Source organism: Streptomyces sp. NPDC052114 (assembly GCF_040680155.1).
GTDB lineage: Bacteria > Actinomycetota > Actinomycetes > Streptomycetales > Streptomycetaceae > Streptomyces.
In genome coordinates this window covers 72054-94569 of the sequence record NZ_JBFAWC010000027.1, presented here as the reverse complement: position 1 = coordinate 94569, position 22516 = coordinate 72054, and the positions used below count along the sequence as shown (strand labels likewise).

The 22516-nt window shown below is 71.8% G+C and carries 18 protein-coding genes; 10 read left to right on the top strand and 8 right to left on the bottom strand.

All coding sequences use genetic code 11. The features are described 5' to 3' along the window. Positions 1-150: 150 nt before the first annotated feature. Genes AB0L89_RS37910 through AB0L89_RS37890 form a run of 5 tightly spaced genes read right to left on the bottom strand, consistent with a single transcriptional unit; the run spans position 151 to position 5779 of the window. Complete coding sequence (locus AB0L89_RS37910; RefSeq protein ID WP_365151935.1) at positions 151-1461, bottom strand: DUF58 domain-containing protein; 1311 nt, start codon at positions 1459-1461, stop codon at positions 151-153. Then, positions 1461-2447 carry a MoxR family ATPase gene (locus tag AB0L89_RS37905; RefSeq protein ID WP_365151933.1) on the bottom strand — a complete coding sequence of 329 codons (987 nt, stop codon included), beginning with the start codon at positions 2445-2447 and terminating at the stop codon, positions 1461-1463. The genes AB0L89_RS37910 and AB0L89_RS37905 overlap by 1 nt, the downstream gene beginning before the upstream one ends. Continuing rightward, positions 2447-3715 carry a DUF4350 domain-containing protein gene (locus AB0L89_RS37900; RefSeq protein ID WP_365151931.1) on the bottom strand — a complete coding sequence of 423 codons (1269 nt, stop codon included), beginning with the start codon at positions 3713-3715 and terminating at the stop codon, positions 2447-2449. The genes AB0L89_RS37905 and AB0L89_RS37900 overlap by 1 nt, the downstream gene beginning before the upstream one ends. Then, positions 3712-4461, bottom strand: coding sequence for a DUF4129 domain-containing protein (locus AB0L89_RS37895; RefSeq protein WP_365151929.1), 750 nt, complete (start codon positions 4459-4461; stop codon positions 3712-3714). The genes AB0L89_RS37900 and AB0L89_RS37895 overlap by 4 nt, the downstream gene beginning before the upstream one ends. Positions 4462-4465: 4 nt before the next feature. After that, complete coding sequence (locus tag AB0L89_RS37890; RefSeq protein ID WP_365151927.1) at positions 4466-5779, bottom strand: glycerophosphoryl diester phosphodiesterase membrane domain-containing protein; 1314 nt, start codon at positions 5777-5779, stop codon at positions 4466-4468. Between the two features lie 140 nt (positions 5780-5919). Between AB0L89_RS37890 and mtnA the strand changes: the two genes are divergently transcribed. From mtnA to AB0L89_RS37855, 7 genes are all read left to right on the top strand, one after another. Continuing rightward, complete coding sequence (gene mtnA / locus AB0L89_RS37885) at positions 5920-7077, top strand: S-methyl-5-thioribose-1-phosphate isomerase (protein WP_365151925.1); 1158 nt, start codon at positions 5920-5922, stop codon at positions 7075-7077. A gap of 4 nt (positions 7078-7081) precedes the next feature. Beyond that, positions 7082-7771, top strand: coding sequence for a two-component system response regulator MtrA (gene mtrA / locus AB0L89_RS37880; protein ID WP_193433299.1), 690 nt, complete (start codon positions 7082-7084; stop codon positions 7769-7771). Between the two features lies 1 nt (position 7772). Further along, positions 7773-9929: an MtrAB system histidine kinase MtrB gene (gene mtrB, locus AB0L89_RS37875; protein WP_365151922.1), complete on the top strand. Its 2157-nt coding sequence runs from the start codon at positions 7773-7775 to the stop codon at positions 9927-9929. 97 nt (positions 9930-10026) lie between these two features. Beyond that, entirely contained in the window at positions 10027-11787 is a 1761-nt protein-coding gene (locus AB0L89_RS37870; protein ID WP_365151941.1) for an LpqB family beta-propeller domain-containing protein, read from the top strand. A 208-nt stretch (positions 11788-11995) separates the two neighbouring features. Next, on the top strand, positions 11996-12874 hold the full coding sequence (locus AB0L89_RS37865; protein ID WP_365151920.1) for a ComF family protein: 879 nt from the start codon (positions 11996-11998) through the stop codon (positions 12872-12874). A gap of 257 nt (positions 12875-13131) precedes the next feature. Next, the gene (raiA, locus tag AB0L89_RS37860; RefSeq protein WP_365151918.1) at positions 13132-13881 is read left to right on the top strand and encodes a ribosome-associated translation inhibitor RaiA; all 750 of its coding nucleotides are present in this window, start codon (positions 13132-13134) and stop codon (positions 13879-13881) included. A 194-nt stretch (positions 13882-14075) separates the two neighbouring features. Beyond that, positions 14076-14819, top strand: coding sequence for a response regulator transcription factor (locus AB0L89_RS37855; protein WP_365151916.1), 744 nt, complete (start codon positions 14076-14078; stop codon positions 14817-14819). Positions 14820-14909: 90 nt separating this feature from the next. On the opposite strand, the gene AB0L89_RS37850 is transcribed toward AB0L89_RS37855, so the two are convergent. Then, positions 14910-16097, bottom strand: a complete 1188-nt coding sequence (locus AB0L89_RS37850; RefSeq protein ID WP_365151914.1) for a crosslink repair DNA glycosylase YcaQ family protein — start codon at positions 16095-16097, stop codon at positions 14910-14912. Between the two features lie 170 nt (positions 16098-16267). Then, on the bottom strand, positions 16268-16855 hold the full coding sequence (locus AB0L89_RS37845; RefSeq protein ID WP_365151912.1) for a GNAT family N-acetyltransferase: 588 nt from the start codon (positions 16853-16855) through the stop codon (positions 16268-16270). A 384-nt stretch (positions 16856-17239) separates the two neighbouring features. Here AB0L89_RS37845 and secA point away from each other — a divergent pair, with 384 nt between their 5' ends. Beyond that, positions 17240-20065 carry a preprotein translocase subunit SecA gene (gene secA / locus AB0L89_RS37840; RefSeq protein WP_365151910.1) on the top strand — a complete coding sequence of 942 codons (2826 nt, stop codon included), beginning with the start codon at positions 17240-17242 and terminating at the stop codon, positions 20063-20065. Positions 20066-20162: 97 nt separating this feature from the next. Here secA and AB0L89_RS37835 read toward each other — a convergent pair whose 3' ends face one another. Next, entirely contained in the window at positions 20163-20657 is a 495-nt protein-coding gene (locus AB0L89_RS37835) for an Rv3235 family protein (protein WP_365151908.1), read from the bottom strand. A gap of 358 nt (positions 20658-21015) precedes the next feature. On the opposite strand from AB0L89_RS37835, the gene AB0L89_RS37830 reads away from it, so the two are divergent. Both AB0L89_RS37830 and AB0L89_RS37825 read left to right on the top strand, forming a co-directional pair. After that, positions 21016-21522, top strand: coding sequence for a hypothetical protein (locus AB0L89_RS37830; protein WP_365151906.1), 507 nt, complete (start codon positions 21016-21018; stop codon positions 21520-21522). 244 nt (positions 21523-21766) lie between these two features. After that, positions 21767-22435 carry an HAD family hydrolase gene (locus AB0L89_RS37825; protein WP_365151904.1) on the top strand — a complete coding sequence of 223 codons (669 nt, stop codon included), beginning with the start codon at positions 21767-21769 and terminating at the stop codon, positions 22433-22435. The last annotated feature ends 81 nt before the right edge of the window (positions 22436-22516 follow it).

Below are 22516 nucleotides of genomic sequence, written 5' to 3'. Positions count from 1 at the left end.
GCAGGGGGGACCCTGTGGGAGAGTAGGACGCCGCCGAACTCCTTTTGAAGAAAGCCCCGGACCGGGAACGGTCCGGGGCTTTCTTGCGTTTAGGGGCCTTTTGCGGCGGGGGATGTTTGTTGGTCTCCGCTGCTTGTTCCCTGCCTTCTTTTAGAGGCGGCCGGCTGCCTTGAGGGAAAGGTAGGCGTCTGCCAAGGCCGGGGCGAGGTTGTCGGGGGTGGCGTCCACGACCGTGACGCCACGGCGGGTGAGTTGCTCCGCTGTGCGGTGGCGTTCCGATTGGGCTTGTGCGGCTGCTGCCGCGTCGTAGACCGCTTCTGTAGTCCCGCGGGACGCCGCCATCTTCTCGATGTGGGGGTCCGCCACCGAAGCGACCAGGACGTGGTGGCGCTTGGTCAGGCGGGAAAGCACCGGGAGCAGGCCTTCTTCGATCGGGGCCGTGTCGAGGCTGGTGAGCAGCACGATCAGGGAGCTGCGAGGCGCCGTGCGGAGGGCCGTCGAGGTCAGGCCTCGGGCATCCGTCTCGACGAGCTCGGGTTCCACTGTGGCCAAGGCGTTGACCAGGGAGGGGAGGACGTCTCCGGCTGAGCGGCCCTGGACCAGGGCGCGTACCCGGCGGTCGTAGGCGAGAAGGTCCACGCGGTCGCCTGCGCGGGAGGCCAGGGCGGCGAGGAGCAGGGCCGCGTCCATGGAGGCGTCGAGGCGTGGGGCGTCGCCCACGCGGCCGGCCGAGGTGCGGCCGGTGTCGAGCACCAGGAGGATGTGGCGGTCGCGCTCCGGACGCCAGGTGCGGACGGCGACGCTGGACTGGCGGGCGGTGGCGCGCCAGTCGATGGAGCGGGTGTCGTCCCCGGGGATGTAGTCGCGCAGGCTGTCGAATTCGGTGCCCTGGCCGCGCGTCAGCACACTGGTGCGGCCGTCGAGTTCGCGGAGGCGGGCCAGTTTGGAAGGAAGGTGCTTCCGGCTGGTGAACGGGGGCAGGACGCGCAGGGTCCACGGCACCTTGTGGCTGCCTTGGCGGGTGAAGAGACCCAAGGGGCCGTACGAGCGGATCGTCACGCGGTCGGCCTGGTGGTCGCCCCGGCGGGTGGGGTGCAGGCGTGTGGTGAGGCGGCGGCGTTCGCCGGCCGGGACGGCCAGGCGGTGGCGGGCGTCCGTGACGTCGGCGTCCGGCTGTCGGCTGCTGGGGGGCCAGGCGTCGCGGAGGACGGCGCGCAGGGGGCGGCCGGAGGGGTTGGTGACGGTGAGTTCGATGTCGGCGGATTCGCCCAGGCGTACGGAAGTGTCGCCGGAGCGGGTCAGGCCGAGGCGGCGTACGGGGGCGGCAAGGGCGAAATCGCAGGCGCAGGCCAGGGCCAGGGGGGCGTTCACGGCGAGGATGCCCGTCCAGCTCGGCTCCCAGAGGCCCACCGGGAGGGTGCCGAGTGCCGCGAGGAGGGCGGTGCGTCCGGTGAGGGCCATCAGCGGGGGACCGGGACGTGGGCGAGGATCGCGTTGATGACGGAGTCGGCCGTGACGCCTTCCATCTCGGCTTCGGGGCGGAGCTGGACGCGGTGGCGCAGGGTGGGGAGCGCGAGGGCCTTGACGTCGTCGGGGATGACGTAGTCGCGGCCGGTGAGCCAGGCCCAGGCGCGGGCCGTGGAGAGCAGGGCCGTGGCGCCTCGCGGGGAGACGCCGAGGGTGAGGGACGGGGACTCGCGGGTGGCGCGGCACACGTCCACGACGTACGCGGTGATCTCCGGGGAGACGGAGGTCTTGGCGACGGCGGCGCGGGCGGCTTCGAGGTCGGCGGCGCCCGCCACGGGGCGTACGCCGGCGGCGCGGAGGTCGCGCGGGTTGAAGCCCTCGGCGTGGCGGGTGAGGACGTCGATCTCGTCCTGGCGGGAGGGCAGGGGCACCGTCAGCTTGAGGAGGAAACGGTCCAGCTGCGCTTCGGGGAGGGGGTACGTGCCCTCGTACTCGACCGGGTTCTGGGTGGCTGCGACGAGGAAGGGCTCGGGGAGCGGGCGCGGTGTGCCGTCGACCGTGACCTGGCGTTCCTCCATCGCTTCGAGGAGCGAGGACTGGGTCTTGGGCGGGGTGCGGTTGATCTCGTCGGCCAGCAGGAGGTTGGTGAAGACCGGTCCTGGCTGGAAGGAGAACTCGGTGCTGCGGGCGTCGTAGACGAGGGAGCCCGTGACGTCGCTCGGCATCAGGTCGGGGGTGAACTGGACGCGCTTGGTGTCGAGTTCGAGGCTCGCGGCGAGTGTGCGGACGAGCAGCGTCTTGGCCACTCCGGGGACTCCTTCGAGCAGGACGTGGCCGCGGCACAGGAGGGCGACGACGAGTCCGGTGACGGCGGGGTCCTGGCCGACCACGGCCTTGGAGATCTCTGCGCGCAGTGCTTCGAGAGACGCGCGTGAGCCGCGGGGATCTCCGGTGGGCCCGTTGTCAGTGGTCGGGTCCATCATGAGTGGCGTACCTCTCTTTCGAGGGCGTCGAGTTGGTCGGCGAGGGCGATGAGTGCTGCGTCGTTGCCGGGGGGTGGCCCGAAGAGGAGGGCGTGCAGGTCCTGGCCGGGGGTGCCGAGCCGGGCGGACAGGGCGGGGATCAGGGTCTCGGGTGCGTGCGCCTGGGCGGGGGCCGCGCCGACGAGGGGGGCGAGGCGGGTGCGGGTGGCGGTGCGCAGGGCGGAGGCGGCGCGGTCGCGGGCGTCCGCCTTGCGGTACAGGCGGGCGCGGCCTTCGACGGTCTCGGAGGCACGGATGGCCACGGGGAGGCGTTCGGCGACGAGGGGGCCGAGGCGGCGTGCGCGCCACAGGGCGGCGAGTGCGGCGGCGACGGCGAGTTGCAGGGTGCCCCAGCGCCAGCCGGAGGGGATCAGGTCGAAGAAGCCGCGGCGCTCGGATTCGGGGGTCGACCGGTCGTCGGAGGGCGAGGGGAGGTACCAGACCAGATGGGGGCGGGAGCCGAGGAGTTGGAGGGCGAGCGAGGCGTTGCCCTGCTGGTCGAGGCGGTCGTTGTAGAGGATGTCGGGCGCGCCGAGGACGACGGTGTCGCCGGTTCCGCGGGGGGCGGGGAGATGCAGGAGGCCGGGCAGGCCGTCGCTGAGGTAGCAGGCGTCGGCGTCGGGGGCGAGGGTGTCGTAGCGGATGCCGCCCATGTCGGCGGGGCCGGCGCGGCGGGCGGCGGCGAGGGAGCAGCCGGGGGAGAGCGTGGATTCGGTGCTGGGCAGGTCGTCCGCGGTGACGCCGGGGGCGAGGTCGCCGATCGACGGGGAGCCCGGGGTGACGAGGACGGTGCGTCCCTCGGAGTCCTCGGTGGCCGCATGGAGGCGGGAGCGCTGGCGGTCGGTGAGGGTGTCGGGGTTGGCCACGAGGAGGGTGGTGTCGGCGTCGGCCGCGGCTCGGGCCTCTTCGGTGGTGGTGACGACGCGGGTGGACACGCCTCGGTCGGCGAGGAGTTCGGCGACGGCCCGGCTGCCGTAGGGGTCGGCGGAGCGCGGGTCGAGGCGGCCGTGCTGGGCGCCGGAGCGGACGGCGGCGATGGCGACGGCGGCGGCCAGGAGGACGACCAGGGCGAGGGCGATGCCTCGGGAGCGGGTCCAGAGGTGGCGGGCCGTGGGGGAGATCGAGGTGGCGGCCGATGCGGTGGCCGGGGGTGGTGCGTCGGGCTGCCGCGTGGTGTCGGGCGTGGTGGGCCGCGGCGGCTCGGTGGCGGGGGTGGGGGCGGTCATTCGGCGGCCCCTCGGGAGTTGCTGCCGACGCTCTCTTGGGCGCTGTCGCTCGGTGTGGTGTGGGCGGTGCTGGACAGGACCGGTTTGGTGCGTTCCAGGTCGTGGTCGAGCTCGGCCAGGCGGCGGTACGCGGCTTCGTCGGCGGTGCGGCCGCCGTATGTCACGTCGTCGAAGTCGTGGGCGGCGGTGCGCAGTCGGGCGGTGTGGGAGGGGAGGGTGCGGCCCGCTTCGGCCGCGGCCTCGTCGGCGGTGCGGCCGGGGCGGGGGTCCAGGAGCGCGCGTTCTTCCAGGGCGCGGACGAGGGCGCGCATGCGTTCCTGGACGGCTTGGTTCCAGTGTTTCTGGGCCGCGTGCGCCTCGGCGGCCGCGCGGTGTTCGGCGGCGCTGCGGGGGCGGTCGTCGAAGAGGGCCGGTGCGGTGGAGGGGGTGCGGCGCGGGGTGCCCAGGCGCCACCACAGGGCGACACAGAGGAGGACGACGGCCAGGACGATGACCAGGAGGCCGAACCCGCCGCCCGGGGTGGCCCCCGAGGCGGCGGAGAACAGGTCGTCCACCCAGTTCCAGAAGCGGTCCAGAGCGCGCTCGAAGAGGCTGGGGTCGTTCTCGTGGTACATCGGCTTGGACAGTTCGCGTTCGGCCGCTTCCCGCGCGGGGTCGCGCGGGATCGTCACCGGTGGGTCGTCGCCGGTGCGCGGCAGGAGCGGTGCCGCCCCGAGCCCTCTGAGCACTGCCCCCGCCGAGGTCACCGCATCAGCTCCCCGGGGTGCCGGGCGGGTTGGACGCCTGGCCGGGGATGCCGGCGGCGCGGGCGAGTTCGAGGTCGAGGGCCTCGCGGCGGATGCGCTGGTCGATGTAGAGGAGCACGGTGACGCCGGCCGTGATCGGGAACGTCAGCATGGAGCCGATGACCGAGCCGATGCCGTTGACGATCAGGAAGGTCCAGCCCAGTTCGGCGGTGCTGTTGAGGAAGCCGGAGACTCCTTCGCCGCTGAGTGCGCCGGCGATGAAGGTGAACGGGATGACGATGATCGACGCCACGACGTTCGCGATGATCGCGGCGAGCAGCTGGATGCCGAAGACGCGCCACCAGGAGCCGTTGACCAGCTTGACGGAGCGGGCCATGGACTTCTTGACGCCCTGCTTCTCCAGCATGAGCGCGGGGGAGGCGAGCGAGAGGCGGATCACGATCCAGATGGCGGCGATGCTCGCGGCGAGGCCGCCGAGGACGGCGAGACCGGCACCGGCTTCGGACGCGCCCGCCACGGCGATCAGTACGCCGGGCAGCGTGCCGACGGCGATGACCGCCGCGCCGATGAGCGGGATGAGCAGCGTCAGGCCGAACAGCCGTGCCAGCTGGGGGCGGGAGTCCTGCCAGGCCTCCGCGGTGGTCACCGACTTGCCGAGGACGGCGCGGCTGGTGACCATCGTGAGCAGGGCCGTCGCGACGATGGTGCCGAGCAGGGTGATCACGAGGACCACTCCGGAGTTCAGCAGCGTGTCGCCCATGGCGCGGGTCAGTTCGCCGACGGTCGCGCTCGGGTCGTTGAGCGCCTCCGTGTCGACGGACTCCTTCAGGACGAGGCCCTGGAGGAGGACGACCACGATCTCCGTGAGCACGGCGACGGTCAGGGAGATGCCGAGGACGGTCCGCCAGTGCGCGCGCATGGTCGACACCGCGCCGTCGAGGATCTCGCCGACGCCGAGCGGGCGGAGCGGGATGACGCCGGGCTTGGCGGCGGGCGGCGGTCCCTGCCAGGAGCCCCAGCCGCGGTAGCCGCCGGGGCCGCCCGGTCCGCCGGGCCCGCCGGGGCCCGAGCCTGGAGGCCGGCCGCCCCAGCCCCAGCCGCCGCCCTGGCCGGGTGGCGGGGGAGGTGGCGGCGGGGTCTGGCCGGGGCCCGTGTCGCTGGGCGGGGACCACTGGGCGGGCGGCGGCTGCTCCTTGGACCACTTGGAGGGGCCGCTCGGCCGATCGGCGTCCGCGGGTCCGGTGGAGTCCGGCTTGCCGGAGTCCTGTCCGTCGGAGGGGGCAGATCCGGGCGAGGCCCAGCCCGGAGTGTCGTTCATCGTCGCTCCTTCAAGGTGCCCGTCCGCGGTTGCGGCGGCAGGTTGCCAGCCATCGTGCCACGGTGCGCCCGCCGGGTGACCGGGCACCGTAGGGGCTGTACACCTTCAATTGTCCGCCGGGTACGGGGCAGACTGGGCGGATGGCTGATCAGTACGCGCAATCCAGCGAGGACAAACGGCCGACCGACAACCCGGCGATCGCCGCGATCCGATGGGACGACCCCCCCGAAGGCCCGGTGCTGGTCCTGCTCGACCAGACCAGGCTGCCGGGCGAGGAGCTGGAGCTGGTGTGCACGGACGCACCCGCCCTGGTGGAGGCGATACGGACGCTCGCGGTGCGTGGGGCGCCGCTGCTCGGGATCGCGGGGGCGTACGGGGTCGCGCTCGCGGCCGCCCGCGGTTTCGACGTGGACGAGGCGGCGGACTCACTTGCGGGGGCGCGGCCCACCGCGGTCAACCTCGGGTACGGGGTGCGCAGGGCCCAGGCCGCGTATCGCACGGCGGTGGCCGGCGGTGCCGCGCCGCGGCAGGCCGCGGTCGCGGCGCTCGATGCGGCGCGGGCGCTGCACGCCGAGGACGCGGAGGCCAGCGCCAGGATGGCGGCGCACGGTCTGGCGCTGCTCGACGAGCTGCTGCCGGGCGGCGGGCACCGGATCCTCACGCACTGCAACACGGGGGCGCTGGTCTCCGGAGGGGAGGGCACGGCGTTCGCGGTGGCGCTTCGGGCGCACCGGGAGGGGCGGCTGCGCAGGCTGTGGGTGGACGAGACGCGGCCGTTGCTGCAGGGGGCCAGGCTCACCGCGTACGAGGCGGCGCGGAACGGGATGGCGTACACCTTGCTGACGGACAACGCGGCGGGTTCGCTGTTCGCGGCCGATGAGGTGGACGCGGTGCTGATCGGCGCGGACCGCATCGCGGCCGACGGTTCGGTGGCCAACAAGGTGGGGAGCTATCCGCTCGCCGTGCTCGCGCGGTATCACCATGTGCCGTTCATCGTGGTGGCGCCGGTGACGACCGTGGATCCGGACACCCCGGACGGAGCGTCCATCGAGGTGGAGCAGCGAGCGGGCTTCGAGGTGACGGAGGTCACGGCGCCGCATGTGCCGGTGATCGGGATGGAAGCGGGAGGCGGTATTCCGGTGGCACCCCTGGGGACCCAGGCGTACAACCCCGCGTTCGATGTGACGCCACCCGAGTTGGTGACGGCCATCGTCACGGAAGAGGGCGTGCTGTCGCCTGTGACAGCAGAGGGCCTTGCCGAGCTGTGTGCCAGGTCACGCCAGGTAACGATTAGCTAATGGGATGATGTCAGGCATGAAGGGACGAGTCCTTGTCGTCGACGACGACACCGCACTGGCCGAGATGCTCGGGATTGTGCTGCGTGGTGAAGGTTTTGAGCCGTCGTTCGTAGCTGATGGCGACAAGGCGCTGGCCGCTTTCCGGGAGGTCAAGCCCGATCTTGTGCTGCTCGACCTCATGCTGCCGGGGCGTGACGGCATCGAGGTGTGCCGCCTGATCAGGGCGGAGTCCGGGGTGCCGATCGTCATGCTCACGGCCAAGAGCGACACCGTGGACGTGGTGGTCGGTCTGGAGTCGGGGGCTGACGACTACATCGTCAAGCCGTTCAAGCCGAAGGAGCTCGTGGCCCGGATCAGGGCGCGGCTGCGGAGGTCGGAGGAGCCCGCGCCGGAGCAGCTGGCCATCGGTGACCTGGTCATCGACGTGGCGGGGCACTCCGTGAAGCGGGACGGGCAGTCGATCGCGCTGACGCCGCTGGAGTTCGACCTGCTGGTCGCGCTGGCCCGCAAGCCGTGGCAGGTGTTCACGCGCGAGGTGCTGCTCGAGCAGGTCTGGGGCTACCGGCACGCGGCGGACACCCGTCTGGTGAACGTGCACGTGCAGCGGCTGCGCTCCAAGGTCGAGCGGGATCCCGAGCGGCCGGAGATCGTGGTGACCGTCCGTGGCGTCGGTTACAAGGCCGGACCGAGCTGACGTGTCCCGGGACGGTTCCACCTCGGCGCCCGGGGGTCCGGGGGTTCGCCCGGGGCGGACCGGCCCGGCACGGCGCGCGTCACGGTTCGGGCGGCTCGTCGACGGCGGGCTGCTGCTGCAGGGCGGGGTGCAGGGCAGCCCCGTGCTGCGCCTCTTCGTGCGCTGGGTGCGCCGCCCGCTGCTGCCCGCCGTGCGGCTGTGGCGGCGCAACATCCAGCTGAAGGTCGTCGTCACGACCCTGCTGATGTCGCTCGGTGTGGTGCTCATGCTCGGTTTCGCCGTCATGAGCTCGGTGAACAACGGCCTGCTCAAGGCCAAGGTGAAGGCCTCGCAGAGCCAGGCCGACGGTGGTTTCAGGGCCGCGCAGGACAGTGTCAACGCCGCGCGGCAGAGCGCCCAGGGGCAGGGCCAGGACGGCAGTACGGCCGACGGGCGCAACGCCGCCGTATGGATGTCCGACCTCGTCGAGCAGCTCTCCAGCGGCGGGCAGAACGCGTTCGCCGTGGTGACGCTGAGCCCCACGTCCGCGGGGGACGCGGGGAGCGTGCGCGGTTCGCGGGCGTCGGGCGGCGTCGAGCCGATCCTGAGCGTGCCCGAGGAACTGCGCCGCCAGGTCGACGACGGGACCGGCGTCTACCAGGCCAATACGCGCATCGTCTACGACGACGGGCGCGAGCCGCAGTCCGGTCTGGTGATCGGCAAGCGGCTCAACGACCTCAACGGCGACCCGTACCAGCTGTACTACCTCTTTCCGCTGACGCAGGAGGAGGAGTCGCTCAACCTCGTCCGGACGACGCTCGCGACCGCGGGGCTCTTCGTGGTGGTGCTGCTCGGCGCCATCGCGTGGCTGGTGGTGCGCCAGGTCGTCACGCCCGTCCGCATGGCTGCCGGGATCGCCGAGCGGCTGTCCGCCGGGCGCCTTCAGGAACGTATGAAGGTCACCGGAGAGGACGACATCGCGCGGCTCGGTGAGGCCTTCAACAAGATGGCGCAGAACCTGCAGCTGAAGATCCAGCAGCTGGAGGAGCTGTCGCGGATGCAGCGGCGGTTCGTCTCGGACGTCTCGCACGAGCTGCGGACGCCGTTGACGACCGTGCGGATGGCCGCCGACGTCATCCATGAGGCGCGGGTGGACTTCGACCCGGTGACCGCGCGGTCGGCCGAGCTGCTCGCCGATCAGCTGGACCGGTTCGAGTCGCTGCTCGCGGACCTGCTGGAGATCAGCCGGTTCGACGCGGGGGCGGCGGCGCTGGAGGCGGAGCCGATAGACCTGCGTGAGGTCGTGCGCCGGGTGGTCGGCGGCGCGGAGATGCTCGCCGAGCGCAAGGGCACGCACATACGGATCGTCGGGGACCAGCAGCCCGTGGTCGCCGAGGCCGACGCGCGGCGCGTGGAGCGGGTGCTGCGCAATCTCGTGGTGAACGCCGTGGAGCACGGCGAGGGCAAGGACGTCGTCGTGCGGCTTGCCGCCGCGGGCGGCGCGGTCGCCGTCGCGGTGCGGGACTACGGCGTGGGGCTCAAGCCCGGCGAGGCGACCCGGGTGTTCAGCCGTTTCTGGCGGGCGGACCCGGCGCGCGCGCGGACCACCGGCGGCACGGGGCTCGGGCTCTCCATCGCCCTGGAGGACGCGCGGCTGCACGGGGGCTGGCTGCAGGCGTGGGGCGAGCCGGGCGGTGGCTCGCAGTTCAGGCTGACGTTGCCGAGGACGGCGGACGAGCCGCTGCGCGGGTCGCCGATACCGCTGGAGCCCGACGACTCGCGGCGCCACCGCGGGCTGAACGATGCGGGGCTGCCGCTCGGGGGCACGAGCAAGCTCGCCACGGTGCCCGCGCAGGCGTCCGTGGCGTCGCCCGAGCGGGTGGCGCCGCCGGTGCCGGCGAAGGGGCCGATACCGCCCCGGCTCGCCCAGGCCGCGACGGTGGATCCGACGGCGCTGCCCGGCAGCGGGGCGCGGGTCGTGCCGCGCAGGCCGCTGGACGGGGAGGCGCCGGGCGGCGACGTCGACGGCGGGGTCGACGGAGGCAGTGGCAACGGCAGGGCGGCGGACGGGGCCGTGCACGGTGCCGGTGCCGAGGCGGGTGCCGCGGCCGGTGACGGCGCGGTGGCGGAGCCGACGGCCGGTTCGGACAGGGAAGAGGAGAGCACTCGTGGGCGCTGACCCCGACGGGCGCGGCCGCCGTGCGGGCCGCAGGCGTCCGCTGCGCACCGCGCTCCTGCTGGGCGCCTGCGGAGCGCTCCTGGCCGGCTGCGCCTCGATGCCCGACAGCGGGAATCTGAAGGCCGTGGACGCCTCGCAGCGTCCCGACTCGCAGTCGCAGGTCCGCGTCTACGCACAGCCGCCGCGCGACGGCGCGCGGCCCGTGGAGATCGTGCAGGGCTTTCTTGAGGCGCTGACCAGCGATGATCCGCAGTTCGCGATGGCGCGCAAGTATCTGACGGGCAAGGCGTCGAAGGCGTGGAATCCGGAGGAGTCCACGACGGTGCTCGCCGACGGTCCCAACACGGACGCGGGCAACGCGGGCAACGACGGCGACGGCAGCCGCCGCTACACCCTCACCGGCCGGCAGGTCGCGCAGGTCGACAAGCAGCACGCCTACCGGCCCCAGGACGCCTCGTACAGCCAGTCCGTGCACCTGAGCCAGGTCGGCGGTCCGAACGGGAACGAGTGGCGCATCGACCAGCCGCCGCCGGGCGTGGTGCTCGGTGAGTCCGACTTCCAGCGGATCTACCGCTCCGTCAACAAGTACTACTTCGCCGCGCCCACCGGAGCGGGGGTGAGCGGCGGGACGGGTCTCGTCGCGGACCCCGTGTACATACGGCAGCGCATCGACCCGCTGACGCAGACGGTGAAGACGCTGCTGGAGGGGCCGACCAACTGGCTCCGGCCGGTGGTGCGTTCGAGTTTCACCAGCGGTACGCGGCTCAAGGACCCCGACAAGCCGCTCACCCTGGACGACCAGAACCGGCTGACCGTACAGCTGAACAGCCGTTCCGACGGCGACGGGCAGACGAAGTGCAAGCGGATGGCGGCGCAAATGCTGTTCACCTTGCAGGACTTGACGCCCTCGGGGGTCGAGCAGGTGACGCTGGAGCGGTCCAACGGCTCGATGCTCTGTGTCCTGAGCCAGGAGCGCGCGGAGACGGTCGCGGCGTACCGCAGCCTGGACCGTCCCGTCTACCAGTACTTCGTCGACGACAAGCACCGGCTGGTCAGGATGTCGGCCAACGCGAGCACCGTGGACCCGGAGCCGGTGACGGGCGTTCTCGGCACCGGTGAGCAGCCGTTGCTGTCGGCGGCGGTCTCGCGTGACGAGAAGCGCGCGGCCGGGGTGTCGCTGGACGGCAAGTCGCTGTACACGGGGTCGCTGATCGGCGACGAATCGCTCACCAAGACGCAGGTGCGCAGCAAGGCGAAGGCGGAGGGACAGCGTCTGTCCGCGCCGAGTTGGGACGGCCGGGGCAACCTGTGGGTGGCCGACCGTGATCCGAAGCGGCCGCGGCTGCTCTGGCTGAAGCAGGGCCAGGGCGAGCCGGTCGAGGTCGAGGTGCCCGCTCTGGACGGCCGGGTCGAGGCGGTGCGGGTGTCGGCCGACGGCGTGCGCATCGCGCTGCTGGTGGAGAAGGGCGGCAGGACGTCGCTGTGGATCGGCCGGGCCGAGAAGAGCGACGGCAAGGGGGACAAGGGCGAGCGGCCCGAGATCTCGGTCCTGAACCCCACTCCGGCGGCCCCGCAGATGGAAGAGGTCACGGCCATGTCGTGGGCGGGCGGCGGCCGGCTCGTGGTGGTGGGCCGGGAGACCGGCGGGGTGCAGCAGATCCGGTACGTCCAGTGCGACGGCTCGGTGCTTCCCGCGACCGCGCTGCCGGGCCTGACCGGTGTCAGGGAGATCGCGGCGTCCGAGGACGAGCGGCAGCCGCTGGTGGCGCACTCGGACGACGGGATCGTGCGGCTGCCGACGGGGTCGCAGTGGAAGACCGTGGTCAAGGAAGGCACGGGGCCGATCTACCCAGGGTGAGCCGGGGGCGCTTCGCCGTCGAGGGGGGCGCTCCGTGGTGCGGGGGCGCTCCGGAGTCCGGGGGCGCTCCGCTCTCCGGGGCCGCTCTGCGGTGCCCATAGGGGCGTTTGCCCTGGTGAGGGCGGTAGGGCCGCAACGGCGGGCAGTTGTCCACAGGCGGTTGTCCACAGGGGTGGTCGCGCGGTCCGCGGCTTGGCACAGTGGGGACATGCGGGGGTGGTGGCAGGACCTCACCGACCTGGTGCTGCCGGCCGAGTGCGGAGGCTGCGGGAGGCCTCGGGCGGCGCTCTGCGACGAGTGCCGCGCCGCGCTGTGCGGGGCCGGGCCGCGCCGGGTGCGACCGGCGCCCGAGCCGCCCGGACTGCCGGTGGTGCATGCGGCGTCCGCGTACGAGGACGCGGTGCGGGCCGTGCTGCTCGCGCACAAGGAGCGCGGCGCGCTGGGTCTTGCGGGGCCTCTGGGGACGGCGCTGGCCGCGGCCGTGTGGGCCGGTCTGCGGGGCGAAACCAGCGATCCGGGCGGTAGGGACGCGCAAGTGTGGGTAGGCGGCACACAAGGTGGTCCACAGGGGTCGGTGATGCCTTTGTCGCTCGTTCCTGTGCCCTCGGCGCGAGCCGCCGTGCGGGCGCGAGGTCACGACCCGGTGCGGCGGATCGCGCTCGCCGCGGCGGGTGAGCTGCGGCGGGCCGGCATCCCGGCGCGGGTGCTCGCGGTGCTGCGTCAACGGCGTGCCGTCGCCGACCAGTCGGGGCTCGATTCCCGGCAGCGGCAGGCCAATCTGGCGGGCGCGCTCGAGGTGGCCGCCGGGGGCGGCCGGCTGCTCGCGGGCGGTGGCCGGGTCGTGGTCGTGGACGACCTGATGACCACCGGCGCATCCGTGGCGGAGGCCGCCCGGGCAATACATGACGCATACACGAAAGAGAACGCGAGAGCGGGGGCCGTGCGCGGCACGGGAACAAGTGCCGTGCGAGGCCGGGGAAGGGGCGACGGTGAGCCGGTGCCGGGGCCGGTATTGGCCTGCGAGAACGCGATCAGCGCAGCGGTTGTCGCCGCCCCACCGGATTCTTTCGAAATAAACCGGAACTGATTGAGAACTTGCATCGTTGCAGGTGATGAGAGGGTGGATACACCTGAATGGAGGTACGCCTCAGTAGAGGGTGACGACATCCGTCCGGGCGAGATATGTTCGGTTGTGAGGAATGGTGAACGCCGTCCCTCGCATATCGGAATGCCGGTCCGCGGGTTTTCCGCAATCACCCGGGCCGGTGGGGTGGAGATCTTGTCCACGGGGGAGGAGGAGGTGGAAGTCACCGAGTCCGAGGCTCCGGGATTCACCGGGGTCTGGTGCAAAAGGGAGATGCTCCGCGGAAGAAGCGGAGCGATCCGGGAACGGAGTTCTGCGTGGACATCGTCGTCAAGGGCCGCAAGACCGAGGTGCCCGAGCGGTTCCGCAAGCACGTGGCCGAGAAGCTGAAGCTGGACAAGATCCAGAAGCTCGACGGCAAGGTGATCAGCCTCGACGTCGAGGTGTCCAAGGAAACCAACCCGCGTCAGGCCGACCGTTCCGACCGCGTGGAGATCACCCTTCGCGGACGCGGGCCCGTGATTCGCGCGGAGGCCTCGGCAACGGATCCGTACGCGGCGCTCGACCTGGCCACCGCCAAGCTCGACGCACGACTGCGCAAGCAGCACGAGAAGCGCCACAACCGGCGAGGCAACGGCAGGCTCTCCGCCGCCGAGGTCGCCGAGCGGGTCCCGGACGCGGCGTATCTCAACGGCGACGGGACCGTCGCCCGCGAGGAAGAGCCGGACGGCGTGCCGGTCAAGAAGATCGGCTCACTGGAGATCCAGGGCGAAGGCCCTCTCGTGGTCCGCGAGAAGACGCACGTCGCCGCACCCATGTCGCTCGACCAGGCTCTCTACGAGATGGAACTGGTCGGCCACGACTTCTACTTGTTCGTCGACTCCGAATCCAAGGAACCCAGCGTCGTCTACCGACGGCACGCCTACGACTACGGCGTCATCCGCCTCAACACCGACCCCATGGTCGCCAAGGCCGAGTCGGCCGGTGGAGGCGGAGCACTCGGCGGCTGACCCTGCCGCGTGACCGCTGAGGTGGTGCCCCTGGAGCGCGCGTGCGCCCCCAGGGGCATCACCGTGCGCCCACTGCGCGCACCGCACCGGCGCCGGGCATGAAATCATGGGCGAGCCGGCCAACCGGTGTGCTGCCGCCTGGGGTTGGGCGCAGCAGAGGCACAACAGGCCACGGCCTTCATGGGGGAGGAACGATGGCGGACAGCTTCGGTCCGATGCGACACGACGATGCCGAGGACGGCATCGGCATCGGCACGGACGCGGGCGCCCCGCGCAAGGAGCCCATCAGGGTCCTTGTGGTGGATGACCACGCCCTCTTCCGCCGGGGCCTGGAGATCGTCCTCGCGGCCGAGGAGGACATCCAGGTCGTCGGGGAGGCGGGCGACGGCGCCGAGGCGGTGGACAAGGCCGCCGATCTGCTGCCCGACATCGTGCTCATGGACGTCCGCATGCCCAAGCGCGGCGGCATCGAGGCGTGCACCTCCATCAAGGAGGTGGCGCCAAGCGCGAAGATCATCATGCTGACGATCAGCGACGAGGAGGCCGACCTCTACGACGCGATCAAGGCGGGCGCCACCGGCTATCTCCTCAAGGAGATCTCCACCGACGAGGTGGCCACGGCGATCCGCGCGGTCGCCGACGGGCAGTCGCAGATCAGCCCCTCGATGGCGTCCAAGCTGCTCACGGAGTTCAAGTCGATGATCCAGCGCACGGACGAGCGGCGGCTCGTGCCCGCGCCCCGGCTGACCGACCGGGAGCTGGAGGTGCTCAAGCTGGTGGCCACCGGCATGAACAACCGGGACATCGCCAAGGAGTTGTTCATCTCCGAGAACACCGTGAAGAACCACGTGCGCAACATTCTGGAGAAGCTGCAGCTGCACTCCAGAATGGAGGCCGTGGTCTACGCGATGCGGGAGAAGATCCTCGAGATCCGCTGACCGGATCGGCTGACCGGATCCGCTGGTTCGGATCCGCTGGTTCGGACCCGACGGGTCGGACCCGACGGGTCGGACCCGGTGGCCTCGGCCTCAGCCGAGCGCGGCAGTCAGCTCCGCCGTCAGCTCCGGGCGGTTCATCCGCTCCACCCGTACGGAATCGCAGCCGACCCAGGACGCCGCCTCGCGCAGGGCCTGCGCCATCGGCGCCACTGCCTTCGGGGTGTCCAGCGAGACCTGCTTGGCCACCAGAGTGGTGCCCTCGCGCGCGGGGTCGACGCGGCCCAGGAGCTTGCCGCCCGCGAGCAGCGGCATCGCGAAGTAGCCGTGGATCCGCTTGGGCTTGGGCACATACGCCTCCAGGCGGTGCGTGAAGCCGAAGATCCGCTCCGTGCGCGCCCGCTCCCAGATCAGGGAGTCGAAGGGGGACAGCAACGTCGTGCGGTGCCGGCCGCGAGGAGCCGTCTCCAGGGCCGCCGGGTCCGCCCAGGCGGGCTTGTCCCAGCCCTGGACCGTCACCGGCACCAGGCCCGAGTCCGCGACCACCGCGTCGAACTGCTCGCCCTTGAGGCGGTGATAGTCGGCGATGTCCGCGCGCGTGCCGACACCTAGGGCGTCGCCGGCCTGGCGGACCAGACGGCGCAGACACTCCGCGTCCGCCAGGTCGTCATGGAGCAGCGGGGCAGGGACGGCGCGCTCCGCCAGGTCGTACACCCGCTTCCAGGAACGGCGCTCCGTGCACACCACCTCGCCGTACATCAGCGCGCGCTCGACGGCGATCTTCGACTCGGACCAGTCCCACCACTCGCCCTTGTTCTTCGCGCCGCCCAACTCCGTGGCCGTGAGCGGGCCTTCGGCGCGCAGCTGCTTGATCACCTGGTCGTACGCCCCGTCGGGCAGGTCGTGGTGCCAGTGCGGGCGGGCGCGGTAGGCGCGGCGGCGGAAGGCGAAGTGCGGCCACTCCTCGATGGGCAGGATGCACGCGGCGTGCGACCAGTACTCGAAGGCGTGCGGGCGGGAGGGGCCCGGGCCCGTGGTGCCGTCCCAGTACGCCGCCTCGATCCGGTCGCGGCCCACGGCGCCCAGGCGTGCGTACGGAATCAGTTCGTGCGAGCGGGCCAGGACCGAGATCGTGTCGAGCTGCACCGCGCCGAGGTGCCGCAGGACGCCCCGCACGCCCGACCTGCGGTCGGGGGCGCCGATGAATCCCTGGGCACGCAGGGCGATGCGGCGCGCCTCGTCGGCGGAGAGTTCGATGGCGGGACTCGGCAGGCTCGTCATGGTCCGAACGATAAAGGGCGGCACTGACAATCCGGCGGGGGCGGCCCGGCGGGTGGTGCGGTCCGGCTCGGGCCCGCGTGGGCTCGGCGGGGCCTGTCCGGCTCAGGCCGGTCCGGCTCGGGGCCGTCGGACTCGGACGGGGCTGCCGGGCTCGGACGGGGCTGCCGGGCTCAGATCCGCCCGCTGCCCGCCTTCGCCGGGAGGTACGGGACCGACGAGGCCATGCCGAGGTCCGAGGGCAGCAGCGCGCCGACCCAGCCGTCACGGAGAGTGCCCTTGTTCAGCAGGCCCGCGCGGTGCACGCCCTCGACGGTGAAGCCGGCCTTCTCCACGACCGCGCGCGAGCCGGTGTTGCCGACCTCCGCGCGCCACTCCAGACGGGTGCAGCGCAGGTCCGTGAAGGCCCAGCGGGCGAGGCCGAGCACCGTCTCCGTCATATAGCCGAGGCCCCGGTGCTCCTTGGCCGTCCAGAAGCCCACCTCCCAGGTGCCCGAGCGCGGGTGGTGCAGGCTGGCGGCGGCGAGCAGCGGACCGCCCTCCCGGGGACGTACGCCGAAGGTGTACTCCACGTCCTCCCGCCACGCGCTCGGAACCCGGTGGTGGACGAAATCCTCGGCGTCCACGCGCGCGTACGGCGAGGGAACCGTGGTCCAGCGCTGGATGTCGGGGTCCTGGCAGGCCAGGTGGATCTCGTCGATGTCCTCGGGCACGAAGGTGCGCAGGCACAGACGTTCGGTGGTGAGTGTCACGGGCTCCATCAACCGATTCTGTGGGGGAGCCGTCCAAGGAGCCAGTGTTTTTCGGGGTCGCCCGGATCACTGTCCGAGAACCGCGCACGGCCGCCCGCGCACGGGCCCGCACGCACCGCGCGCGGGCCGCTCACCCCTGCCACCGCGGGCCGCGCACCCCGCCACCGGGGGCTGTGCACCCCGCCACCGGGGGCTGTGCGCAGGCGTCACCGGAGGCTGTGCGCGACCACCACCCGCGAGGTACTCATGGGCGCAACCCGGCACCTTCGGCGCTCCTCGCCCGTTGTCCTCATGGCAGACCTCCCGGCGCAGCCGGGTCCTCGCATACGATGGCCGTTGCCCGACGAGTAAAACCGACCATGCCAGGCCCGACCGGCAAGGAGACCAACCCCCGTGTCCGTCCTCTCGAAGATCATGCGTGCAGGCGAAGGCAAGATCCTGCGCAAGCTGCACCGCATCGCGGACCAGGTCAACTCCATCGAAGAGGACTTCGTCAGCCTCTCCGACGCCGAGCTGCGCGCGCTGACCGAGGAGTACAAGGAGCGTTACGCCGACGGCGAGACGCTCGACGACCTCCTCCCCGAGGCCTTCGCCACCGTCCGTGAGGCCGCCAAGCGCGTCCTGGGCCAGCGTCACTACGACGTCCAGCTGATGGGCGGCGCCGCCCTGCACATGGGCTATGTCGCCGAGATGAAGACCGGTGAGGGCAAGACCCTCGTCGGCACCCTGCCCGCGTACCTGAACGCGCTTTCCGGCAAGGGCGTCCACCTCATCACGGTGAACGACTACCTGGCCGAGCGCGACTCCGAGATGATGGGTCGCGTCCACAAGTTCCTGGGTCTGAAGGTCGGCTGCATCCTGGCCAACATGACGCCGGCCCAGCGTCGCGAGCAGTACAGCTGCGACATCACCTACGGCACGAACAACGAGTTCGGCTTCGACTACCTCCGCGACAACATGGCGTGGTCGCAGGACGAGTTGGTGCAGCGCGGCCACAACTTCGCGGTGGTCGACGAGGTCGACTCGATCCTCGTCGACGAGGCCCGTACGCCACTGATCATCTCCGGCCCCGCCGACCAGGCCACCAAGTGGTACGGCGACTTCGCCAAGCTGGTCACCCGCCTCACCAAGGGTGAGCCCGGCAACCCCCTCAAGGGCATCGAGGAGACCGGGGACTACGAGGTCGACGAGAAGAAGCGGACCGTCGCCATCCACGAGACCGGCGTGAGCAAGGTCGAGGACTGGCTCGGCATCGACAACCTCTACGAGTCGGTGAACACGCCCCTCGTCGGTTACCTCAACAACGCCATCAAGGCGAAGGAACTCTTCAAGAACGACAAGGACTACGTCGTCATCGACGGCGAAGTCATGATCGTCGACGAGCACACCGGCCGTATCCTCGCCGGCCGCCGCTACAACGAGGGCATGCACCAGGCGATCGAGGCGAAGGAAGGGGTGGACATCAAGGACGAGAACCAGACGCTCGCCACCATCACCCTTCAGAACTTCTTCCGCCTCTACAAGCGCGACGGCTACGACAGCGGCCTGTCCGGCATGACCGGTACGGCCATGACCGAGGCCGCCGAGTTCCACCAGATCTACAAGCTGGGCGTCGTGCCGATCCCGACGAACCGGCCGATGGTGCGCGCCGACCAGTCCGACCTGATCTACCGCACCGAGGTCGCGAAGTTCGCGGCCGTCGTCGACGACATCGCCGAGAAGCACGAGAAGGGCCAGCCGATCCTGGTCGGCACGACCTCCGTCGAGAAGTCGGAGTACCTCTCGCAGCAGCTCTCCAAGCGCGGCATCCAGCACGAGGTGCTGAACGCCAAGCAGCACGACCGTGAGGCGACCATCGTCGCCCAGGCCGGCCGCAAGGGCTCCGTCACCGTCGCCACGAACATGGCCGGACGAGGCACCGACATCAAGCTCGGCGGCAACCCCGACGACCTCGCCGAGGCGGAGCTGCGCCAGCGCGGCCTCGACCCCGTCGAGCACGTCGAGGAGTGGGCCGCGGCGCTGCCCGCCGCCCTGGAGAAGGCCGAGCACGCCGTCAAGGCCGAGTTCGAAGAGGTCAAGGACCTCGGCGGGCTCTACGTCCTGGGCACCGAGCGCCACGAGTCGCGGCGCATCGACAACCAGCTGCGCGGTCGTTCCGGCCGTCAGGGCGACCCGGGCGAGTCCCGGTTCTACCTCTCGCTCGGCGACGACCTGATGCGCCTGTTCAAGGCGCAGATGGTCGAGCGCGTGATGTCGATGGCGAACGTCCCGGACGACGTGCCGATCGAGAACAAGATGGTCACGCGCGCCATCGCGTCCGCCCAGTCGCAGGTCGAGCAGCAGAACTTCGAGACGCGTAAGAACGTCCTCAAGTACGACGAGGTCCTCAACCGCCAGCGCGAGGTCATCTACGGCGAGCGTCGCCGCGTCCTGGAGGGCGAGGACCTGCGCGAGCAGATCCAGCACTTCATGGACGACACCATCGACGCGTACATCGCCGCCGAGACCGCCGAGGGCTTCGCCGAGGAGTGGGACCTGGACCGGCTGTGGGGCGCCTTCAAGCAGCTCTACCCGGTGAAGGTCACGGTGGACGAGCTGGAGGAGGCGGCGGGCGACCGCGCCGGGCTCACCGCCGAGTTCATCTCCGAGTCCATCAAGGACGACATCAACGAGCAGTACGAGGAGCGTGAGGCGCAGCTCGGCTCCGACATCATGCGTGAGCTGGAGCGCCGGGTCGTGCTCTCCGTCCTCGACCGCAAGTGGCGCGAGCACCTCTACGAGATGGACTACCTCCAGGAGGGCATCGGCCTCCGTGCCATGGCGCAGAAGGACCCGCTGGTCGAGTACCAGCGCGAGGGCTTCGACATGTTCAACGCCATGATGGACGGCATCAAGGAGGAGTCCGTCGGCTACCTGTTCAACCTGGAGGTCCAGGTCGAGCAGCAGGTCGAGGAGGTTCCCGTCGAGGACGCGGCGCCCTCGCTGTCGAAGGACGGCGCGCAGGACGCGGTGCCGGCCGGGGCCTCGCGCCCGGAGATCCACGCCAAGGGCCTGGAGGCCCCGCAGCGGCCCGACCGCCTGCACTTCCAGGCGCCGAACGCCGAGGGCGGCGTCGACGAGGGCGACTTCGCCACGGGCGGCGTGCGGTCCGAGGCGGACGGCATGACGCGGGCCGAGCGCCGCAAGGCCCAGAAGGGCGGGCGGCGTCGCAAGAAGTGACGTGACGCTGTCGCTGTGACGTGAGGGGCCGGGCTTCTGTCCGGCCCCTTTGTCGTGCGCTGCCCCGGTGATCGGGGGCCTTCTGTGGTGCTCCGGGTCAGTGCCGTGGTTCGAGTTCCACGGCCGTGCAGCGCCACCTCCTGTCGGCGCCCAGGGCCAGGCGGAAGGCCAGGGCGCGCAGCCGTGGGCCCGTGGCGATGCGGGCGAAGACCTCGTACGCCTCCGGGTGCGGCTGGTAGTGGCCGATCCGGTGGACGGCGGGGCGGTGGCCGTTCGCGCACAGCGGCCGGTGCTCGGCCAGGCGGGCCAGGTCGTCGAACGCCGTGCTGGCGATGTGGCGGGCCACCCAGTGCATGGGGCGCTGGCCGCTGAGGACCAGGACGAGACGGTCGGTGAAGAGTTCCGTGGGGTGCGGAGGCGGGTTGGGCGGGATCGCGCCGGGTGGGGTCGCGCCGGGTGGGGTCGCGCCCGTAGGGACCGGCCGGGGCGGGCGTTCCGCGGGACGGCGGGAGTCCCTGCGGGTCGGCGGGCGGCCGGCGGGGGGACGGGCGGTGGTGCGGCGCGGGCGGGGCATGGTCATCACCTTGTGCATGGGGGTGCCTCCGTCTTGTCGCTGGAACTCGGGGATCCGAGGGCTCGGGCATTGAGGCCTCGGGGGTTTCGTACCCGGGAGTAACTTTTCCGTTGGGGATCTTGTACGGGGGCGAGGGAGGCGGGCGCAAGGGCTCGGGGAGCGTGGGGGAGGGGGCCCGGGGTTCACCTATCAGGGGGGTGCCGGGGTGGGGGAACCCCGAGGTCAGGGGGTGGGGGCGGGTGAATTCCGGGAGGTGCCTTGACGGGTCCGCGGGTGGTGGGGGGACCTCGATGGGGGACTCCCGCACGTATCCTGAAGGTCTTCCACGGCCACGAAGGTCCGCCGTGTGCGCGGACACGAACGAAAGCGGTCAGCCATGCGCGTCTACGTTCCCCTCACCCTGTCCCGGCTCGCCGAGGCGTACGAGGCGGGGGAGCTGGCGCCCGGACCGCTCGTCGCCTACGCCGTGACGCCCGCGCTGCGGGAGTGGTACGTCTCCGACGACATCGAGGAGCTGGAGTACGCGGCGCTGAACCGGGCGGCGGTGGCGTCGCTGCGGTTGATCGCGGGGGATCCGGGGGCGGCTCGGCGGCGGGTCGTCCTCGCGGCGGACGTGGCCGACGGCGCGGCCGTGGCCGACCCCGACCGCGGGCTCGACCCCGGGGCGGTCGGGGAGGTCCGGATCGCGTCGGCGCTGCCGCTCGGGAAGGCGGCGGCGGTCCACGTGGACGCGGAGGACGCGGAGGGGGATGTGGCCGCGGCCGCGGGGGCGTTGGGGGCGGCGGATCTGGGGGACGACGATGCGAAGTTCGTCGTGGACGGGGCGGAGGACCATGAGTTGCTGTGGTTCGCGACGCAGGAGATTCCGGGGCTCATCGCTTAGGGCCCGTGCCGGGGTGACGTCTGCCTGGCGGCTGGGCTGGGGCGGGGCTTGTGCCTCCCCGCGCCGGGGCTGGAGCCACCTTGATCGCTGCCCGGCACCGTGGGCTGTGCCCACCCGTTCCGCCGTGCGGAACGCCTGCCCACAGCGGAGACGGTCTGCTGCCGCCCCGCGGCCTCGCCCCGCAGACGGGAGATCGCGCAGGTGGGCAGGGTCGGGTGTCGGTGGGGGAGGGTAGTTTTTTTGTATGGGGAAGCTGCTGCGCGGGGCGCATATCGTGTGGGACTGGAACGGGACTCTTCTGCATGACATACATGCGGTGATCGAGGCCACGAACGCGTCTTTCGCGGAGATCGGGATGGCGCCGATCACGCTGGAGCGGTACCGGGACCTGTACTGCGTACCGGTGCCGTTGTTCTACGAGCGGCTCATGGGGCGGCTGCCCACCGACGCCGAGTGGCGGGTCATGGACGCCGCGTTCCACAAGCACTACTGGGCCCGGGTGGACGGCTGCGGGCTGGCCGAGGGGGCCGCGGAGCTGCTGGCCGCGCGGCGGGCCGAGGGACGTACGCAGTCGTTGCTGTCGCTGGCCCCGCACGAGCACCTCGTCCCGATCGTGCGCCGGCACGGCATCCAGGAGCACTTCGTGCGGATCGACGGCCGCACCGACGACTCGCACGCGGGCAAGGCCGAGCGGATGGTGCGCCACCTCGCCGAGCTGCGGGGCGTCGCGGCCGAGCGGGTCGTCGTGATCGGGGACGCCGTCGACGACGCGCGCGCCGCCGCGCACGTGGGAGCGCGCGCCGTGCTCTACACCGGGGGGTCGCACAGCCGGGTGAGCCTGGAGGCCGCCGGGGTGCCCGTCGTCGACAGCCTGGCGGAGGCCGTGGACACGGCGGAACGTCTCGCCGCCTGAGGCGGATGCGAGCATTCCGTTCACGCTCCGCGTCGTTCTGCGTACGCTGAGGTGAGATCCTCGGCGGGGGAGCCTTGCGGA

Excerpts from the sequence above, each read along its gene's own strand:
- AB0L89_RS37910 (WP_365151935.1), bottom strand. The coding sequence starts at position 1,461 with ATGGCCCTCACCGGACGCACCGCCCTCCTCGCGGCACTCGGCACCCTC.
- AB0L89_RS37905 (WP_365151933.1), bottom strand. The coding sequence starts at position 2,447 with ATGGACCCGACCACTGACAACGGGCCCACCGGAGATCCCCGCGGCTCA.
- AB0L89_RS37900 (WP_365151931.1), bottom strand. The coding sequence starts at position 3,715 with ATGACCGCCCCCACCCCCGCCACCGAGCCGCCGCGGCCCACCACGCCC.
- AB0L89_RS37890 (WP_365151927.1), bottom strand. The coding sequence starts at position 5,779 with ATGAACGACACTCCGGGCTGGGCCTCGCCCGGATCTGCCCCCTCCGAC.
- mtnA (WP_365151925.1), top strand. The coding sequence starts at position 5,920 with ATGGCTGATCAGTACGCGCAATCCAGCGAGGACAAACGGCCGACCGAC.
- mtrA (WP_193433299.1), top strand. The coding sequence starts at position 7,082 with ATGATGTCAGGCATGAAGGGACGAGTCCTTGTCGTCGACGACGACACC.
- AB0L89_RS37870 (WP_365151941.1), top strand. The coding sequence starts at position 10,027 with ATGCCCGACAGCGGGAATCTGAAGGCCGTGGACGCCTCGCAGCGTCCC.
- AB0L89_RS37865 (WP_365151920.1), top strand. The coding sequence starts at position 11,996 with ATGCGGGGGTGGTGGCAGGACCTCACCGACCTGGTGCTGCCGGCCGAG.
- AB0L89_RS37855 (WP_365151916.1), top strand. The coding sequence starts at position 14,076 with ATGGCGGACAGCTTCGGTCCGATGCGACACGACGATGCCGAGGACGGC.
- AB0L89_RS37850 (WP_365151914.1), bottom strand. The coding sequence starts at position 16,097 with ATGACGAGCCTGCCGAGTCCCGCCATCGAACTCTCCGCCGACGAGGCG.
- AB0L89_RS37845 (WP_365151912.1), bottom strand. The coding sequence starts at position 16,855 with ATGGAGCCCGTGACACTCACCACCGAACGTCTGTGCCTGCGCACCTTC.
- AB0L89_RS37835 (WP_365151908.1), bottom strand. The coding sequence starts at position 20,657 with ATGCACAAGGTGATGACCATGCCCCGCCCGCGCCGCACCACCGCCCGT.
- AB0L89_RS37830 (WP_365151906.1), top strand. The coding sequence starts at position 21,016 with ATGCGCGTCTACGTTCCCCTCACCCTGTCCCGGCTCGCCGAGGCGTAC.
- AB0L89_RS37825 (WP_365151904.1), top strand. The coding sequence starts at position 21,767 with ATGGGGAAGCTGCTGCGCGGGGCGCATATCGTGTGGGACTGGAACGGG.